This window comes from Gemella parahaemolysans (assembly GCF_053758945.1).
This window is the reverse complement of sequence record NZ_JBSMTP010000006.1, coordinates 17,547-33,435: the sequence shown is the minus strand read 5'-3', so window position 1 is coordinate 33,435 and position 15,889 is coordinate 17,547. Positions and strand designations below refer to the sequence as shown.

Genomic DNA, 15,889 nt, shown 5'->3' with positions numbered 1-15,889 from the left:
ATTTGAATAATGAATTAATAATACTCAAATAAATATTTTTATCAACTCAAAACTTAATTTATGTTATAATAACAATGTTGAAAAATGAGGTTGACTCGACAAAATTAATTCCCTCGAAATCACAATTTTTGAATCACTATATTTAAAATTAAATAGACTAAACATACAATAAGGAGCACATTATGATTTATATTATTGGACTTGGACCTAATGATAGTTCTAACATTAAAGAAAATATTAAACAACTTCTATTAGATAACACTAATGCTAAGGTAATCGCGCGTACTAAGGAGCACCCTGCAATTTCTTTCTTGGAGGAGAATAATATCACGTTTGAAACTTGTGATAGATTTTATACAGAAAGTGAAAATTTTGAAAATACATATAACGGTATTGCGAATTATATTCTTGAAGTTGCTGAGGCTAACGATGTAATGTATCTTGTTCCTGGACATCCTATGGTTGCTGAACTAACTACTCAACTGCTTATAAACAGTGGTAGAGACGTAAAAATCATTGGTGGTGAAAGCTTTTTAGATTCTTGTTTTAACTCAGCGAAGTTCGATCCTGTTGAAGGATTCGCCCTAGTTGATGCTACTGCACTTGAGACGTTAAAACAGGTTAATCCACTACAACACCTACTTATTACACAATGTTATGATGATTTAACTGCGGCTAATGTCTCTGACGAACTAATGTCATTCTATCCTTATGATCATGAAGTTACAGTTATTGAGCAAGCCGGTGCAGAAGATGAGAAAATTTATACAGCACCTCTACATGAACTATCAGCTGCAGTTGGTGAGAATGTAAATAACCTACGTGCTTTATATATCGCACCATTAAAAGATGGACTTAGCTTCAATATCAAAGACTACACTAAAGAATTCGATGAAAATGATGAAACTACGGAAGCTGATTTAGTTGAAAAATTAGAGAAACTTGTCACAGGTCTTAAAGTAAACTTAAATAAAGAAGAAGACTATACAAGTGATAATTCAAAATTATTAGCTGAGATTATTAATACCTCACTTGACTTTACAATAGCTAGCGATAACTACTACGAACTTAATGATATTCTTTCTGAAATGAAAGCAGACAGACAAAAATAATTTTATAATAAGGATAATAATATGGATAAGGTATTAGCTTTTAGCAAAAAATTATTAAAAGAAGTTATTGATAAAAACTCAATCGTTGTTGATGCTACTGCTGGAAATGGTAATGATACATTGTTTCTAGCGAAGACTTCAGCTAAAAAGGTCTATGCATTTGATATCCAACAATTGGCAATAGAAAACACTACGAAACTAATCGAAGAAGCTGAGCTGACGGACAAATGCGAAATTATTCTTGATTCACATTTTGAATTTGATAAGTATATAGATGAAAAAATCCGTGCAGTTATCTTTAATCTGGGATATCTACCAAATGCAAATCATGAGATTACTACATTAGCTGAGACGACACTTGCGACAATTAAAAAATTCTTATTACACCTAGAAATCGGTGGGAGAATTGTTATTGTTGTCTATTGGGGGCATGAGAATGGTAAGGTAGAAAAAGAAGCATTGTTAAATGAACTCCAAAATCTCGATCAAAAAGAAGTCGAAGTATTGGTTTATCAATTCATTAATCAAAAAAACAACGCGCCATTTATTATTGCGATTGAAAAAAGAAAGGAAATTTCATGCGAGAAATAGAAATAGAATTTAAAAACTTACTGACAAAAGATCAATATGATGTACTATTTGAAAAATATGACTTAAAGAATTCTGAAGAAATAATAAACAAAAATTTCTACTATGATGATGCAGATGAAAGTTTCAAGAAAATCGGGGCAGCACTAAGAATTCGTTATACAAATAAAAAAACAGAAATGACTCTAAAGGTAAAAGGTGAAACTCAAAATATTGAGATAAACGTACCTCTTGATGAAAGATATCCAAAAGAGCCAACAGTACTGCCAATCTTACCGAATGAAATTATCGCTGAACTAGAGCGAATGAATGTGAAGATTAAAACTCCAATGCTGATTCAAAAAATCGAGACATTAAGACACGAAGTTTCTTTAGAAAGTGGCTTGTTAGTACTTGACAAAACGACTTTTTTCAATGATATCATCGATTATGAATTAGAATTCGAGACAAAAAATTACGAAACAGGATTAATCGCATTCGAGAAATTATTAGAAGAAAACAATATCGACAAAAATCCAGCAAAACCAAAAATAGCAAGAGCTGTTGAGTATTCAAAATGATAAACTGAAATATATTAAAATAACCTCCCTTATGAGATTTGCCTAAAACAATAGTCTTTGAGTAATTTCAAACGGGAGTTTTTTTGTTATACCTTATTATGGGAACACAAATATTCACTTACACTCTAATTTCAAAATGGAAATTTTGACCTTTTTTTCCATTTCGAATCCTTCTTTTCTTCCCAAAATGGAAATTTTTCCTAGTTTTTCCAATTCGAGCTACTTTTCTAATCCAAAAATGGAAATTTTGACCCTTTTTTCCATTTTGAACTCACTTTTTCTTCTCAAAATGGAAATTTTGACCTTTTTTTCCATTTTGAGCTCACTTTTTATTTTGATATAGAAAATGAATATAACAATAGAATCAATTCTCCTTCTACTTCTGTTACTTCGCTTAAAATCAATCCCTTTATTAAGATCACATCCATTAAACAAAGGTGATATGACTCTCTTTGTTAAAGAAAACTTAGAACTTTTAGTTTCAGAACAAGAGCATATATTATCTTTCTTAACAGAAAATATTGAAAAAATGTTCATAGCTAGAAAATATATTAATGACAATATTGCTGATGAAAAACTTGAAAATATACTATTCTTACTTATACAGAGTCATTTATTTAGTGCTAAAGATGCTTTAATAAGCCATGGCGAAGTGTCTAATGTTTTAAGAATTTCTAAAAAAACCTTAAATAAATATTTAGCAGAAAATGAAGATAAGATTACAGTAATTAAGAAAAATCCAAAAATATATACACTTAGCGAAGACTTTTTAGCTAAAATATTTGAATAAAAAAATCTGGGAAATTATGAATCGACTCAACAAAATCAATTTTCGAGTCACTCACTTTTCCCAGATTTTTTATTTTTGTATATACAAATTTTCAAAACATTAAACTCTTCTCTTTTTTACTTTCATAATATAAACGAAATTCATAAATTTTTATAAATTTGTATGTACACGTATTAAAGGTATGTGCTATTTCTCTTTAAACTTCACACCATTATTTTTTAGCTTTTTAATAATTCCTTCTCCTATACCCTCTAACTTTTTTAATTCTTTTTCTGTATAAGATTCAATAATCTCTTTATTATACAACTCAACATTGATAAACTTGTTCAATTGTTTTTCCATACCAGCAAAGATAGAATCTTTTTTCATTATTTCCTTGGAAATATTCAATCGACCTTCGACTGTTAATCTTTGTCTACTTTCCATATCCGCTTTATAGAATTTCTCTAACAATTCATAATGATATTTATTAGTCAAATAATATTTAGCTATTCTTGCTGCGAAGAAGATTTCAAATGGTTTTGGTTGCCCATCTTCCTTTTCATCTCCTAAATCACCTTCTATAAACTCTTCAATCCTAGCAAATCCGTATTTAAATATATTACCAGTATACTCATTGAGTTCTTTAAGTTTTATCATGTAATAATGAGCTTCGTCAAATTTTTCTTGGTTTATACTAAATATACTCAGCAACAATAAAGTAGCTTCCGATTTTTCATATTCAAAGTATCCAATATGCTTCATCATTAAATCCACTCTATTCAAACGAACAAAAACAAAAGTCAGTTCGTCTACAATATCTAATAAATCTGATGGATTCGCCATAAGCATAAGTTCATAAAGTTTTTGAGCTTCTTGGTACAAACCAGCTTCAATATAATTTACAACTAGAATATCTGCCAAAACCAACTGTTCAATATCTTCTAGAATCTTTGAATCTAAAATATTTTGCTTAAGGTCAATAGCACGCTCTAATGCACTCTTATTCCCCTCATGCAATTTTCGCAAAACATGTATTTTCTCAACTACACTCATATCACTATCATCAATAGTATAAGCAATATCCACAACAGCTCCATCTAATTTAGAATTCTCAGCAACGTTAGCCTGGATTCGTTGAAACACCTTGATAGCCTCGTCCCTATTTGAAAAGTTCTTACCCTCATTTTCTAAAAACTCTTTAAGCAACCTGTCAAAATTTTTATCCTGTTTTACCATAGGCCGCCCTCCATAAGTTCTGTTTTAATATCATACTCACTATCGTCTGCAAACATTACACCATTTAAATGTAAGTTTCTAATAGTTCCTTTACCTAAACCTTTTATTTTTAAGAAATCTAACTTAGTAATTTTTAAGAAATCTTCTTTTGTTAATAAGAAATTCTCATGCATAATAGCTAATTCTTTACCTCTAATAGCCATAAACGCTCTGTCTTTTCTCATATCAGCAACCGTTCTTTCTTTACGATTGGCATACTTGTCAAGTTTATCGCCAATAACATATTTACTTTCTCTTATACTCATTAGAAAATCGAAATAAAAATGTTTACTTATAAAGTAATCAAATTTCATAATAGTATTTAAAGCATCCACATACTTGTAATCATCATCAGTACTGAATTTTACTAACCCTGGATTAGCAATTCTATCCAATACATCAGAAATATATTTATTTTTCTTAATAAGCTTATTGAAAAAAGCCACCGCTTCTTTCTCTTCTCCCTGCATCAAATGATAAAATACTTTTGATAATAAAATTACATCATCACCATTTCTTCCATGTTTATTCGCTAACTTATAATAACGATTAACACCTTTAAAATCATTTAATATAAGGCTAGCTACTATAAAATTATAATACATCGGCATAGAAATATCATTATCCATATCTAAAACTATATATAATGGTTCGTATGCTTTGATTACTTTATTGTACAGCTTACTACCTAGATAAAATTCCGCTAGATGCTGACAAACTCTTAAATAAAAGTAATTAATTGGAAATAATTTGCCGATAATTACCCCTTCATCGAAACTATAGGCCTCTTCTTTTAATTGTTTCAATGCTTGTTCAATATCAAACTCTGAACAATCTCTACTAACTATCTCCCAAACCCTAGCATCTACATTATATTTGGATAGGTTTATAGCTTTTTCAATATTAGTTAGATACTTAGAACTTCCCATATATTCAATAAATTCTGTGAAAAGTCTCATCGATTCTTTAAAATCAGATTCAACTTTCTTAGAAGAGAATCTTATTTGATCATAACCTTGACCAAGTTCAAAATCTCCACATGGTCTATTTACTACTCCTGTACACTCTTTTCTCCCTACAGGAAATTTTATAATTTTTTTATTATTCATTGTACTTTCCCCCTTTTTAATTTCCAGTAAATCTATAAAAATTACAGTGATTTAAACAATCAACTTTTGTAAAAAAATTTTTATAAAATTCACTACCTCTCCACCTTCATTCTACACCAAATTAAAATAGAATACAAACATAACACCTAATAAATAATATGATAAATAAATAAAAAAAAATTAATCTATAAGTATGTAAACAAAAGACTCACTCCATATTTAAAAATAGTAAATAATTATATATTAACAAAAATACATTTTTCTCTTTATAATATTGAAAAACCAACTGAGCGTATGCTCAATTGGTTTTAAAAAAGAATAAGCCTAACATCATAATAATTTAATTGTGTCGCTCTTTAATCTTTTATTTCTTCAAAATACTTTTTATATACATTAGATAATTCTTCTATTTTTTCATATATCAAAGGACTTAGATATTTTTCTATTAGCACTTCTCCACTTTTTCCAAGTACTTTTCCACTCACATTTTTAAGAATACCTTGAAGTATAGCATTAATGCTTGTATCATTTTTTGCTCCACACTTTATCAATTCTTTCAATAATTTCTCTTGTGATTCCTCTGGAAGCATTTCAGTAAAAAGATCTACATATGCTTCCGAAGTTAATTTAATCAACTCCGGTGAAAATGAGCCATCTGTAATATGACCTAGTTGTTTTAATTTCCACTTTAAATGATCTGATAAAAAGGGATTATTCACTTCTATAGCTATTTTGTCATTCTCTTTTAAAATAATAGGATTAATTAATAATTTTCGTAACTCTTCATTCAATTTATCTTTGGAAGAACTTCGCATCTTAGACTCATATAATAAATTTCTTGCTTTTGCTCTTGTTACTTTAAAACTAGAAACTATTTCATATAAATCAGGATTTTCTCCGATTATCTCTAATTGCTGTAGTTTCACAAAAAGTAAAATATCAAATTCTCTTTTTGACATGGAACCATAAGCAGGTGTTAAATATTCACTAACAAGCTCCTTAAAAATTTTTTTTACTTTAGCTGAATCAGCTACTTCAATTTTGTTCATAATATCTTCCATTCTACACAAATCTCTCCCTTTACTAATTATTTTCTATTTTATTATTAAACTATCAAGCCAGCTCCTACTATTAAATAATCATACATGTGTTCCTCCCAATTAAAACTATTATTCTGATTATTTTCTAAGCTATCAAAAGCAGATATAATTACATAAGATTAGTCTTACTATTTCTTAACACTAATTAAAAACTTCTCTAGCGCTTCTTGCCATGTTGGGATTTCAAATCCTGTTTTTTTTGTTTTTTCTAAATTCATGATTGAATATTTTGGTCTATTTGCTTTTTGTGGAAAATCCTTAGATTCAATCGGTATTACTTCCACTTCTTTATCTTTTAGGATTTCCTTTGCAAATTCATACCATGAACAGCTATTATCATTTGATAAATGATATGTTCCGTATTCTACATTATTTTCTACTGAATATACCATGAACTCTGCCAATGTTTTTGTCCATGTTGGTCTTCCAAATTGGTCTGCTACAATTGTTAATCTATCACGATCTTTAGCTAATCTTTGCATTGTATATACAAAGTTATTTCCATATTCTCCAAATACCCATGATGTACGAATTATATAGTATTTTTCTAATAATTCTCGTACTGCACTTTCACCTTCTAATTTTGCTCGACCATATTCATTTTGTGGATTAGTTTCATCTTCTGGTAAATATTCTATTTCAGAAGTTCCATCAAAAACATAGTCAGTACTAATATACACAAAAGTTGCTCCACATTCTTTTGCTGCTAAAGCAATATTACGCGTTCCTTCTGCATTTACTTTGTGATTGTCTTCACGACCAACATCTTCAGCATTATCGACTGCTGTATATGCTGCACAGTGATAGATTACACTAGGATTTAATTCCTTAACATATCTGCTAACTAAATCTTTATCTGTTATGTCTAATTCTTTTGTTGTTGTAGCTACGTAAGAAATATCTCTTAAATCTAAAAGGTATCTTAATTCACTACCTAGTTGCCCATTACTACCTGTAATCAGTATCATTATATTACCTCCTAATAAAAAGGAGTGACTCAAAAATTGTGATTTCGGAGAAATCAATTTTGTCAAGTCACCCCCGCAAAGTTTATGAATTCTCATATAGATTTTTTTAATCTAGGACTATTACTTTCGGGTCAACCCTTTTTTTATTACTGTCCATTTTTAGCATAATTAGCTTCTACTGCTTCTTTTTGCTCTTTCCACCAAGATTCGTTTTCTTCATACCAACGAATAGTATCAGCTAATCCTTGGCGGAAGTTTGTGAATTGTGGCTTCCATCCTAATTCATCGCGTAATTTAGAAGCATCTATCGCATAACGCAGGTCATGCCCTGCACGATCATTTACATGTTCATAAGCATTCTTATCTTTACCCATTAATTCAAGGATTAACTCAATAACAGTTTTATTATCCTCTTCTCCATCTGCACCGATTAAGTAAGTTTCTCCTATTCTACCTTTTGTTAAAATAGTCCATACTGCTGATGAATGATCTTCTGTATGAATCCAGTCTCTTACATTCTTACCTTCACCATATAATTTTGGTGTGATCCCTGATAATACATTAGTTATTTGTCTTGGAATGAATTTCTCAATATGTTGATAGGGTCCGTAGTTGTTTGAACAGTTCGATATAGTTGCCTTAAGCCCAAACGAGCGCACCCATGCTTTTACTAGCAAGTCTGAGCCTGCTTTTGTTGATGAATATGGGCTTGATGGATTATAAGGTGTTTCTGCTGTAAATTTCTCTCCTACTCCTTCACCTTTTCCTGGTAAGTCTTTGCGTAAAGGAAGATCTCCATATACTTCATCAGTAGATACGTGATGATATCTAACATCATACTTACGACAAGCTTCGATTAACGCATATGTCCCAATAATATTCGTATGTAGAAATGGATATGGATCTTTTAGTGAATTATCGTTATGAGATTCAGCTGCATAGTGTACTACTGCATCAGTCTTACTAACTAATTTATCAACCAGTTCAGCATCAGCAATGTCTCCAACTACTAATTCAAATCTGTCCTCTGGAAGTCCAGCAAAGTTCTTTCTATTCCCCGCATAAGTCAATTTATCCAGAACAGTTACATGAATATCTGGATAATTATTTATAACATAATGTACAAAGTTAGAACCGATAAAACCAGCTCCACCTGTTACTATAATATTCTTCATTTATTTACCTCATTAAAATATTTATTCTTCTAAACTCTATATGGTGAAAACTCCACCAACATAAAGTAGGTAGAGTTTTATAATAAAAATCAAAATAATGCTAGTTATTATATCTCTCCATATACGAAATCATTATTTGCTTCATATTCTTTAAATGTAGGGTGCTTAGCATCTTTCTCTGATGTAATAGCTTTTGATAAATCAATCTGCCAGTCAATTCCAAGCTCTTTATCATCGAATGCAATACCTGCATCTGCTTCTGCATTATAATAATTATCACACTTATACATGAAGTTAACATTAGGTGTTAATGTCGCAAAACCATGAGCAAATCCTCTAGGAACTAGAAGTTGTCTTCTATTATGTTCTGAAAGAATAAAACTCTCCCATTGTCCATATGTAGGACTTCCTTTTCTCATATCAACAATAACATCAAGAACTGCTCCAGTTACAACACGGATAAGCTTTGTTTGCGCAGCATTTCCTCTTTGAAAATGTAATCCACGAACAACACCAGCTTCAACTGATAATGAATGATTATCTTGAACAAAGTTAAAATCTATACCTAATTTTTTATACTTCTCTTCAGAATAACTTTCCGTGAAAAATCCACGGTGATCGCCGAAAACATCTAGCTCTATTATTTTTACATCTTTTAATTTTGCTTCTATTACTCTCATTATTATAACTCCTGTTTAGCTATACGTAACATATATTGTCCGTAATTATTTTTCTTCAATGGTTGTGCTAATTTAATCAATTGTTCTCTATCGATGTATCCCATGCGATAAGCTATCTCTTCTAAACATGCAACTTTAAGATTTTGACGTTTTTCTATCGTTTCTATAAAATTACTTGCTTCTAGTAATGATTCATGTGTTCCTGAATCTAACCATGCGTATCCTCGTCCCAAAAGTTCTACATTTAATTCACCCTTTTCTAAATACGCTTTATTCACATCTGTTATCTCTAACTCTCCTCTTGGAGATGGTTTAATATTTTTCGCAATATCTACTACTTTGTTATCATAGAAATATAAACCAGTTACAGCATAATTAGATTTAGGTTTTTCTGGTTTTTCTTCGATTGATACAGCCTTCATTTCCTTATCAAATTCAACAACCCCAAATCTCTCTGGATCATGAACATGATATCCAAATACTGTAGCACCACTTGGACGACTAGCAGCACGTTGTAACATCTTGCTAAGTCCACCACCATAGTATATATTATCTCCAAGAATTAAGCACACAGATTCATCACCGATAAATTCTTCTCCAATGATAAACGCCTGAGCTAATCCATCTGGACTTTCTTGAACTTTATATTCTATATTTAAACCCAATTCATTACCATTTCCAAATAACTCCTCAAAACGTGGAGTATCTTTTGGTGTAGATATTATCAAGATATCTTTAATTCCCGCAAGCATTAAGGTAGACATCGGATAATAAATCATTGGTTTATCGTATATTGGCATCAATTGTTTTGATACCGCCTTTGTAAGAGGATATAAGCGTGTTCCGCTTCCTCCTGCTAAAATTATTCCTTTCATGATTAGTCCTTTCTAAAATATTCTATTCTTTCTTATTTACTACTAGCTTTCTACACTAAAATTTATTAATTTATTTCTAACATGTTCTTTCTATTATTTCTATCATATTTTTAGCTACTCTGTCCCAAGAATATGTATTAATATAATATTCTCTGTTTTTTCTAACATTTTCTCCAATCTGTTCATTAAGTACTAGTTTTTTCATAAAAGATGCTAAAACTTCTGGATTCTCCTCATCTTTTTCTAAAAGATATCCAGTCTCATTTTCTTTTATAAAATAAGGCATTTCATGTATTCTCCTACCTATGCAAGGTAATCCATAAGATAATGCTTCTATGAAAACCAAGCCATATGCTTCAAAACGAGAAGGCATCACAAAGTAGTCGCAAATATTGAAATAATACGATAATTTATCAGCTGGAATTTCTCCTAAATAATAAATATTAGGATTTGTATTCTCAAACGAAAGTTTAGAAGGACCAATTATATACAATTCTATATTTGGATATTCTTTTTGAAGTTCATTAAATGCTTTATAAACTAAATCACCAGCTTTCCTAGTGAAATCTTTACCAATAAAAAGAAACTTATTTCCTTTTTTCAGTGAATAGTCTATTAATTGTGGATCTACATTCACCCCTCCGCCAACATGAGAAATCTTATTTTCATCTATTATTTTGTTATTCACCATATATTCCTTCAACCAGTTGTTCATCGTAAATACATGATTAACACTACTATAATATTCTTTTTGACTCTCCGTCCTAATCTTCAAGGATTGTTTAGGAACTTGTGAAAAACCACTGTACTCGAATAATCTACGATCTTTGTTTGATATATCAAACAAATATTCTACACATAAATCTTGGTATATATAATTTGATAAATATTCACTATTCTTTTTTTTAGGAAATTCATCAAAACCTAAAAATATTCCTTCTCTATTTTTTATTTTCTTATCTGCTCTCTTAATAGCAGCCAGATCAAAATCATTAAATAATCTAACTTTTTTCATTACTTTTCTTCTTATTCTATCAGTAATATCAATACTTATATTAACTTCTTCAAGATCAATATATTTATTTAAAGATTTCTTTAAATTTACTCCGGTACCAGACCAGTCCCATTTTAATTGTTCTTTATTATAAATTATTCTCGGTATTTTAATTTTCATAGCCATCTCTCTTCTATTTTTTTATAAAACTTTTCTTAATATTTTTAAATAATTCTATCAATATTTTTTCTCTTAAAACAAAAAGGGCCACTACATAAGTACAGAAAAACTGCACTGAAGATATTACTAAGTTAATAAATGCACTATAGTTTAACGAATCTAATAGCAGATATAGGAATATGCTACTTATAGTTACTGAAGAAATTATATTTAATATTGTATTAATTGATATATTTTCTCTCAAGTAATCTTTAGAAAACTTCCACTGTATGCTCATTTGTCCAAATTCTGCTACTAACGTTGCAATTGCTGCCCCACTTATTCCATATATTGGAATAAGGAATACATTTAATATTAAATTAATAATTGCCCCAACAGTCACAGCATACATAAAATATTTTTCTTTGTTTAATGGTAATAATATTTGATTCCCCATAATATTAGAAAAACCTGAAATTATTAAAATGGGCATTAATATCTGCATAGTAAATGTTGCCTCTAAAAAACTTTCTCCACCTAATAATTTTATACTATCTTTTGCCATAAATATAAAATATATTGCCATTGGAATGGATATCATTAATATTAACGAAGTAGTATCTTTCAATATTTTATTAAACTTATCACGCTCTTTATTACTTACATATAAAGATAATCTTGGCAATAAAACTGCACTTCCAGAGGTTATTAACATTAATAACAACCATTTTATTTTGGAAGCCACTGAATATAATCCAACAGCTTCATCACCATTCACAAATCCTAACATAACTGTATCTAAATTTGTGTACACATTGACAGCTAATAGCGATGAAAATAAATATAATATAGGTTTAATATGTTTTTTAAACTTTAAATTTTTTTTCAATTTAAATGAAACATATTTCCTACTATGATAGACATTCATTATATTAGATCCAAGTGTAGAAAAAAGCGTTATACTTGAATATACTATATAATCTTCTCTATCTTTTACAAGTATAAATATTAATATTAATGAAATAATTTTGAAAAAAAGAGATCTTTTCGTTATATAATCATATTGTTCTAATCCACTGTATAACCATCCTAATGAGAAAACTGATGAAAGAACCGTCAAACATGTTATAATAACTAATCCCAATTCATTATTAAACTTTTCTATGAAAAATGTTAGTATGATTAAAATAGACAACACAAAAAGAGACATGACTAGGTTTATTATTATTAATTCTTGCATTGTTTTAGACAATTCTTCTTTATCATTTCTACTCTTTGATATTTGCCTTATTCCATAAGTTCCCATTCCTAAAGTTGCGATTAAAACTGAATAATTTCCAATTGCAAAAAAGAAATTTGTTATACCCACTCCCTCAGGACTCAAAACTCTTGATATATATGGAAAAGTAATCAATGGAAATACTATGTTAGAAAGTGTCAGCACAATGTTCATTAACGCATTATACTTAATACTGTTAACTCTCATTTTCTATTTCCTTCCGTATATATATTGAAACCATTTTATTCTATAAATTAATCTACATAATGCATTTGCTAAAATTTTAAATGGTACTAGTTTATAATAATAATCAACCCACAAAAAGTCTTTTCTCGTTTTCAACACTCTCTTAAAATTAACTTGCTTTATCTCATTATTTTCCTTTATATTCCCAAAATTTTCTTCTGTATTTGCTTTTAATTTACTCTCCAAATCTATTATTTTTGGAATAAATAGGCACTCTTTTTTTAATGATTTTTCTAATGTCAATATATACTTCTCATTTGGTAAATAACAGGTCTTTTTATATGATTCTAGCAGTTCAGAATAACCCACTATCATCTTTTCTTGATACTCTTTTACAAATCTATATATATTCGTATGTTTTTTATCCATATCAAAGATGGGAATTATACCATCTCCTTTTTTCTCATATCCTATTACTGGTCCGTGATCAGCAACAAAAATTTCTTCATAAAATCCAAAATTTCTATATAATATATCAAAACCTAAGGATTTATTAGGATAATCAGTAAACAATAAAGCAGTTTTATTTTCTTTTTGTACAAAACTATAATCATTAAAAATAAGTCCTAGATAATATCCTCTGATATTAAGCTTAGGAAGTGATTTCTGAATATTATCTTGAATGGTCCCCTTCCATCCCACATCAACTAAATTCAATATATCATTATCTAAAAACTCACTAATATACTCGCTAAACACTTCGGATAATTTCTTCTTTTCTAAATATAACTTTGCAAATAACTGATTATTTTTTAATTTTTTTAACAACTTAGATTCTGATTCAAGTTCAATATTGCTATCTACCTCCATTTGATATGCTATTTTATTAATGTCATCATCTGAGATATCCAAATTTGCCAAAAAGTTTTCTAAACTAATTCTCTTACACTGTCTAAAAATAATCTCAAAATTTTCTGTATCTAAATCCTTACTAAATGATGGATATAAAGTTGATCTTCTTGATACATATAGATACTTTGATTCAATAATATCATTTTTAAAAAATATCTCTTGATACATGTCAAATAATACTTTTAATAATTGTCCTTCTCTTGAACAGAACGAAACCTTCTTTATACCATTTTTCACTAGTCTTTCATGTAGTTTCGATATAAAGTAAACGATATCTGCTAAAAAGCCATTAAATGGTTTTTCATTTGAATTACTAAATAAAATTTCATCGTACATCTTACTTAACTCTTTGTTTGTAATAATTGTATTATTATCATGATATTCCCTATGAATAGCTTCAATCCCCATAGATTTTGGAATATTATAGTCTGATTCTATATTATCACCTATCATTTTCAAATTCCCCATAGGAATACCTAATTTTTTTGTAACTACTTTATATAAATTTCCAGAAGATTTTCTTACACCGTAATCACTTGAAATAAAAATCTCATCAAAATATTCATAAATATCTAATGATTTCAGTATATCTGTAATAAATTTAGTATCCGCATAAAAATCAGAGATTAATATATTTTTCTGTCCCTTCGATTTATTACTCTTAATTAACTCTACTGTATCATCATCAAGATATATATTTTCAATTTCTATATTTAACTCTATCTTCCTAGTAAGAAAAACAAATTCTAAACCTGTATACTCAATTTTACAAATTTTGCTAATTTCTTCATATATTTTCTCTAGTAAATAAGAATACTTTAATTCCTCTATGTTTTCTTCTTTTTTATATTGTATTTCTATTCTCTTTCTAATCTTATATATTTGGGAAGGAGATACCCTATACTTAAGCTTATTAGCTACTTCTTTAGCCCAAGAAAATAAAATAACCTCAGGGTGACAATTTCTATGTATTACAGTATCAAAAAAATCAAATGCATTATAAATTGTATCATTCATTTTCATATTATCACCTATCTTTCTACTTTATATAATATTCTTTTAGTATTTCCACAATCCTTTCACTTGCCTTACCATCTCCATAAGGATTACTTGCTTGACTCATTTTTTTATATTCTTCATTGTCTTCTAATAATAATTTAAAGTTATTGTAGATATCTTCTTCTTTCGTTCCTACCAGTTTTAATGTTCCAGCGGCAACACCTTCTGGTCTTTCAGTAGTATCTCTTAACACAAGTACTGGTTTTCCTAATGATGGTGCTTCTTCTTGAATTCCTCCAGAATCAGTTAAAATTAAATAACTCTTATTAAGGAAATTATGGAAGTCTATAACTTCTAATGGTTCAATTAATTTAACTCTATCTTCTTCACCAAATATTCTATTAGCAACTTCTCTAACTTTAGGGTTTTTATGAATAGGATAAATTACTTTTACATTACTATTTTCTTGTAGTACACGTTTAATAGCTTTAAACATATTTTCCATAGGTTCACCAAGATTTTCACGTCTGTGAGCTGTTAACATAATTAGACGATCATCACCTATCCAATCAAATAATTCATGTTTATATTCTGGATTAATCGTAGTTTTTAATGCATCTATACCTGTGTTACCTGTAACGTAAATTGTATCTTCATCTCTCTTCTCTACTAAAAGATTTTCTTTGGCTTTTTCCGTTGGTGCAAAATTGAAATTAGATACAATAGATACTGCTTGACGATTGAATTCTTCTGGGAATGGACTATAAATATTATAAGTTCTTAATCCAGCCTCAACATGCCCTACTTTTATACCAAGATAAAATGCAGCTAATGCCGTAGCGAATGTAGTTGTTGTATCTCCATGTACTAGAACTACATCTGGTTTCTCATCTTCTAATACTGGTTTAATTTTATCTAAAATTGATGTCGTAATAGTGAATAGAGTTTGATTATCTCTCATTATATCTAAATTATAATCTGGTTCAACTTTGAAAACATCTAATACTTGATTTAACATTTCTCGGTGTTGTCCAGTAACACATACTTTCACATCAAAATTCCCACTTCTTTTTAATTCATTTACTAATGGACACATTTTTATAGCTTCTGGTCTTGTTCCAAATACCAATATTATTTTTTTCATTT

General features: G+C 29.1%; 15 protein-coding genes. 4 read left to right on the top strand and 11 right to left on the bottom strand.

Translation table 11 applies throughout. The annotated features are described in order from the left end of the window. The first annotated feature begins 182 nt into the window (after positions 1–182). From ACWOBP_RS05120 to ACWOBP_RS05105, 4 genes are all read left to right on the top strand, one after another. Positions 183–1,112 (top strand): SAM-dependent methyltransferase, encoded by a 930-nt coding sequence (locus ACWOBP_RS05120; RefSeq protein WP_455337765.1) that lies wholly within the window; start codon positions 183–185, stop codon positions 1,110–1,112. A 21-nt stretch (positions 1,113–1,133) separates the two neighbouring features. Then, positions 1,134–1,703, top strand: coding sequence for a tRNA (mnm(5)s(2)U34)-methyltransferase (locus ACWOBP_RS05115; protein ID WP_455337764.1), 570 nt, complete (start codon positions 1,134–1,136; stop codon positions 1,701–1,703). Then, positions 1,691–2,260 (top strand): CYTH domain-containing protein, encoded by a 570-nt coding sequence (locus ACWOBP_RS05110; protein ID WP_455337763.1) that lies wholly within the window; start codon positions 1,691–1,693, stop codon positions 2,258–2,260. Before ACWOBP_RS05115 ends, ACWOBP_RS05110 begins: the two co-directional genes overlap by 13 nt. 442 nt (positions 2,261–2,702) lie before the next feature. Then, positions 2,703–3,050, top strand: coding sequence for a hypothetical protein (locus ACWOBP_RS05105; RefSeq protein WP_455337762.1), 348 nt, complete (start codon positions 2,703–2,705; stop codon positions 3,048–3,050). 186 nt (positions 3,051–3,236) lie between these two features. Here the strand turns inward: ACWOBP_RS05105 and ACWOBP_RS05100 are convergent, their stop codons facing one another. The 11 genes from ACWOBP_RS05100 to wecB all read right to left on the bottom strand — a co-directional run bounded on the left by ACWOBP_RS05100 (position 3,237) and on the right by wecB (position 15,887). Beyond that, positions 3,237–4,268 (bottom strand): hypothetical protein, encoded by a 1,032-nt coding sequence (locus tag ACWOBP_RS05100; protein WP_455337761.1) that lies wholly within the window; start codon positions 4,266–4,268, stop codon positions 3,237–3,239. Next, positions 4,262–5,416, bottom strand: a complete 1,155-nt coding sequence (locus tag ACWOBP_RS05095; RefSeq protein ID WP_455337760.1) for a hypothetical protein — start codon at positions 5,414–5,416, stop codon at positions 4,262–4,264. Before ACWOBP_RS05095 ends, ACWOBP_RS05100 begins: the two co-directional genes overlap by 7 nt. 356 nt (positions 5,417–5,772) lie before the next feature. Further along, complete coding sequence (locus tag ACWOBP_RS05090; RefSeq protein WP_455337759.1) at positions 5,773–6,477, bottom strand: hypothetical protein; 705 nt, start codon at positions 6,475–6,477, stop codon at positions 5,773–5,775. A gap of 167 nt (positions 6,478–6,644) precedes the next feature. After that, positions 6,645–7,484, bottom strand: coding sequence for a dTDP-4-dehydrorhamnose reductase (rfbD, locus tag ACWOBP_RS05085; protein WP_455337758.1), 840 nt, complete (start codon positions 7,482–7,484; stop codon positions 6,645–6,647). A 146-nt stretch (positions 7,485–7,630) separates the two neighbouring features. After that, on the bottom strand, positions 7,631–8,659 hold the full coding sequence (rfbB, locus tag ACWOBP_RS05080; protein WP_455337757.1) for a dTDP-glucose 4,6-dehydratase: 1,029 nt from the start codon (positions 8,657–8,659) through the stop codon (positions 7,631–7,633). Positions 8,660–8,766: 107 nt separating this feature from the next. Beyond that, positions 8,767–9,339, bottom strand: coding sequence for a dTDP-4-dehydrorhamnose 3,5-epimerase (gene rfbC / locus ACWOBP_RS05075; protein WP_455337756.1), 573 nt, complete (start codon positions 9,337–9,339; stop codon positions 8,767–8,769). Positions 9,340–9,341: 2 nt separating this feature from the next. Continuing rightward, the gene (rfbA, locus tag ACWOBP_RS05070; protein WP_455337755.1) at positions 9,342–10,214 is read right to left on the bottom strand and encodes a glucose-1-phosphate thymidylyltransferase RfbA; all 873 of its coding nucleotides are present in this window, start codon (positions 10,212–10,214) and stop codon (positions 9,342–9,344) included. 76 nt (positions 10,215–10,290) lie between these two features. Then, positions 10,291–11,388: a glycosyltransferase family 4 protein gene (locus ACWOBP_RS05065; RefSeq protein WP_455337754.1), complete on the bottom strand. Its 1,098-nt coding sequence runs from the start codon at positions 11,386–11,388 to the stop codon at positions 10,291–10,293. 13 nt (positions 11,389–11,401) lie between these two features. Continuing rightward, positions 11,402–12,853, bottom strand: coding sequence for a flippase (locus tag ACWOBP_RS05060; RefSeq protein WP_455337753.1), 1,452 nt, complete (start codon positions 12,851–12,853; stop codon positions 11,402–11,404). Between the two features lie 3 nt (positions 12,854–12,856). Further along, complete coding sequence (locus ACWOBP_RS05055) at positions 12,857–14,767, bottom strand: HAD family hydrolase (RefSeq protein ID WP_455337752.1); 1,911 nt, start codon at positions 14,765–14,767, stop codon at positions 12,857–12,859. A 16-nt stretch (positions 14,768–14,783) separates the two neighbouring features. Continuing rightward, positions 14,784–15,887, bottom strand: a complete 1,104-nt coding sequence (wecB, locus tag ACWOBP_RS05050; protein WP_455337751.1) for a non-hydrolyzing UDP-N-acetylglucosamine 2-epimerase — start codon at positions 15,885–15,887, stop codon at positions 14,784–14,786. Positions 15,888–15,889 lie beyond the last annotated feature (2 nt).

What these genes read in the sequence shown, in the direction of transcription:
- ACWOBP_RS05120 (WP_455337765.1), top strand. Translation starts at nt 183, where the DNA reads ATGATTTATATTATTGGACTTGGACCTAATGATAGTTCTAACATTAAA.
- ACWOBP_RS05115 (WP_455337764.1), top strand. Translation starts at nt 1,134, where the DNA reads ATGGATAAGGTATTAGCTTTTAGCAAAAAATTATTAAAAGAAGTTATT.
- ACWOBP_RS05110 (WP_455337763.1), top strand. Translation starts at nt 1,691, where the DNA reads ATGCGAGAAATAGAAATAGAATTTAAAAACTTACTGACAAAAGATCAA.
- ACWOBP_RS05105 (WP_455337762.1), top strand. Translation starts at nt 2,703, where the DNA reads ATGACTCTCTTTGTTAAAGAAAACTTAGAACTTTTAGTTTCAGAACAA.
- ACWOBP_RS05100 (WP_455337761.1), bottom strand. Translation starts at nt 4,268, where the DNA reads ATGGTAAAACAGGATAAAAATTTTGACAGGTTGCTTAAAGAGTTTTTA.
- ACWOBP_RS05095 (WP_455337760.1), bottom strand. Translation starts at nt 5,416, where the DNA reads ATGAATAATAAAAAAATTATAAAATTTCCTGTAGGGAGAAAAGAGTGT.
- ACWOBP_RS05090 (WP_455337759.1), bottom strand. Translation starts at nt 6,477, where the DNA reads ATGGAAGATATTATGAACAAAATTGAAGTAGCTGATTCAGCTAAAGTA.
- rfbD (WP_455337758.1), bottom strand. Translation starts at nt 7,484, where the DNA reads ATGATACTGATTACAGGTAGTAATGGGCAACTAGGTAGTGAATTAAGA.
- rfbB (WP_455337757.1), bottom strand. Translation starts at nt 8,659, where the DNA reads ATGAAGAATATTATAGTAACAGGTGGAGCTGGTTTTATCGGTTCTAAC.
- rfbC (WP_455337756.1), bottom strand. Translation starts at nt 9,339, where the DNA reads ATGAGAGTAATAGAAGCAAAATTAAAAGATGTAAAAATAATAGAGCTA.
- rfbA (WP_455337755.1), bottom strand. Translation starts at nt 10,214, where the DNA reads ATGAAAGGAATAATTTTAGCAGGAGGAAGCGGAACACGCTTATATCCT.
- ACWOBP_RS05065 (WP_455337754.1), bottom strand. Translation starts at nt 11,388, where the DNA reads ATGAAAATTAAAATACCGAGAATAATTTATAATAAAGAACAATTAAAA.
- ACWOBP_RS05060 (WP_455337753.1), bottom strand. Translation starts at nt 12,853, where the DNA reads ATGAGAGTTAACAGTATTAAGTATAATGCGTTAATGAACATTGTGCTG.
- ACWOBP_RS05055 (WP_455337752.1), bottom strand. Translation starts at nt 14,767, where the DNA reads ATGAAAATGAATGATACAATTTATAATGCATTTGATTTTTTTGATACT.
- wecB (WP_455337751.1), bottom strand. Translation starts at nt 15,887, where the DNA reads ATGAAAAAAATAATATTGGTATTTGGAACAAGACCAGAAGCTATAAAA.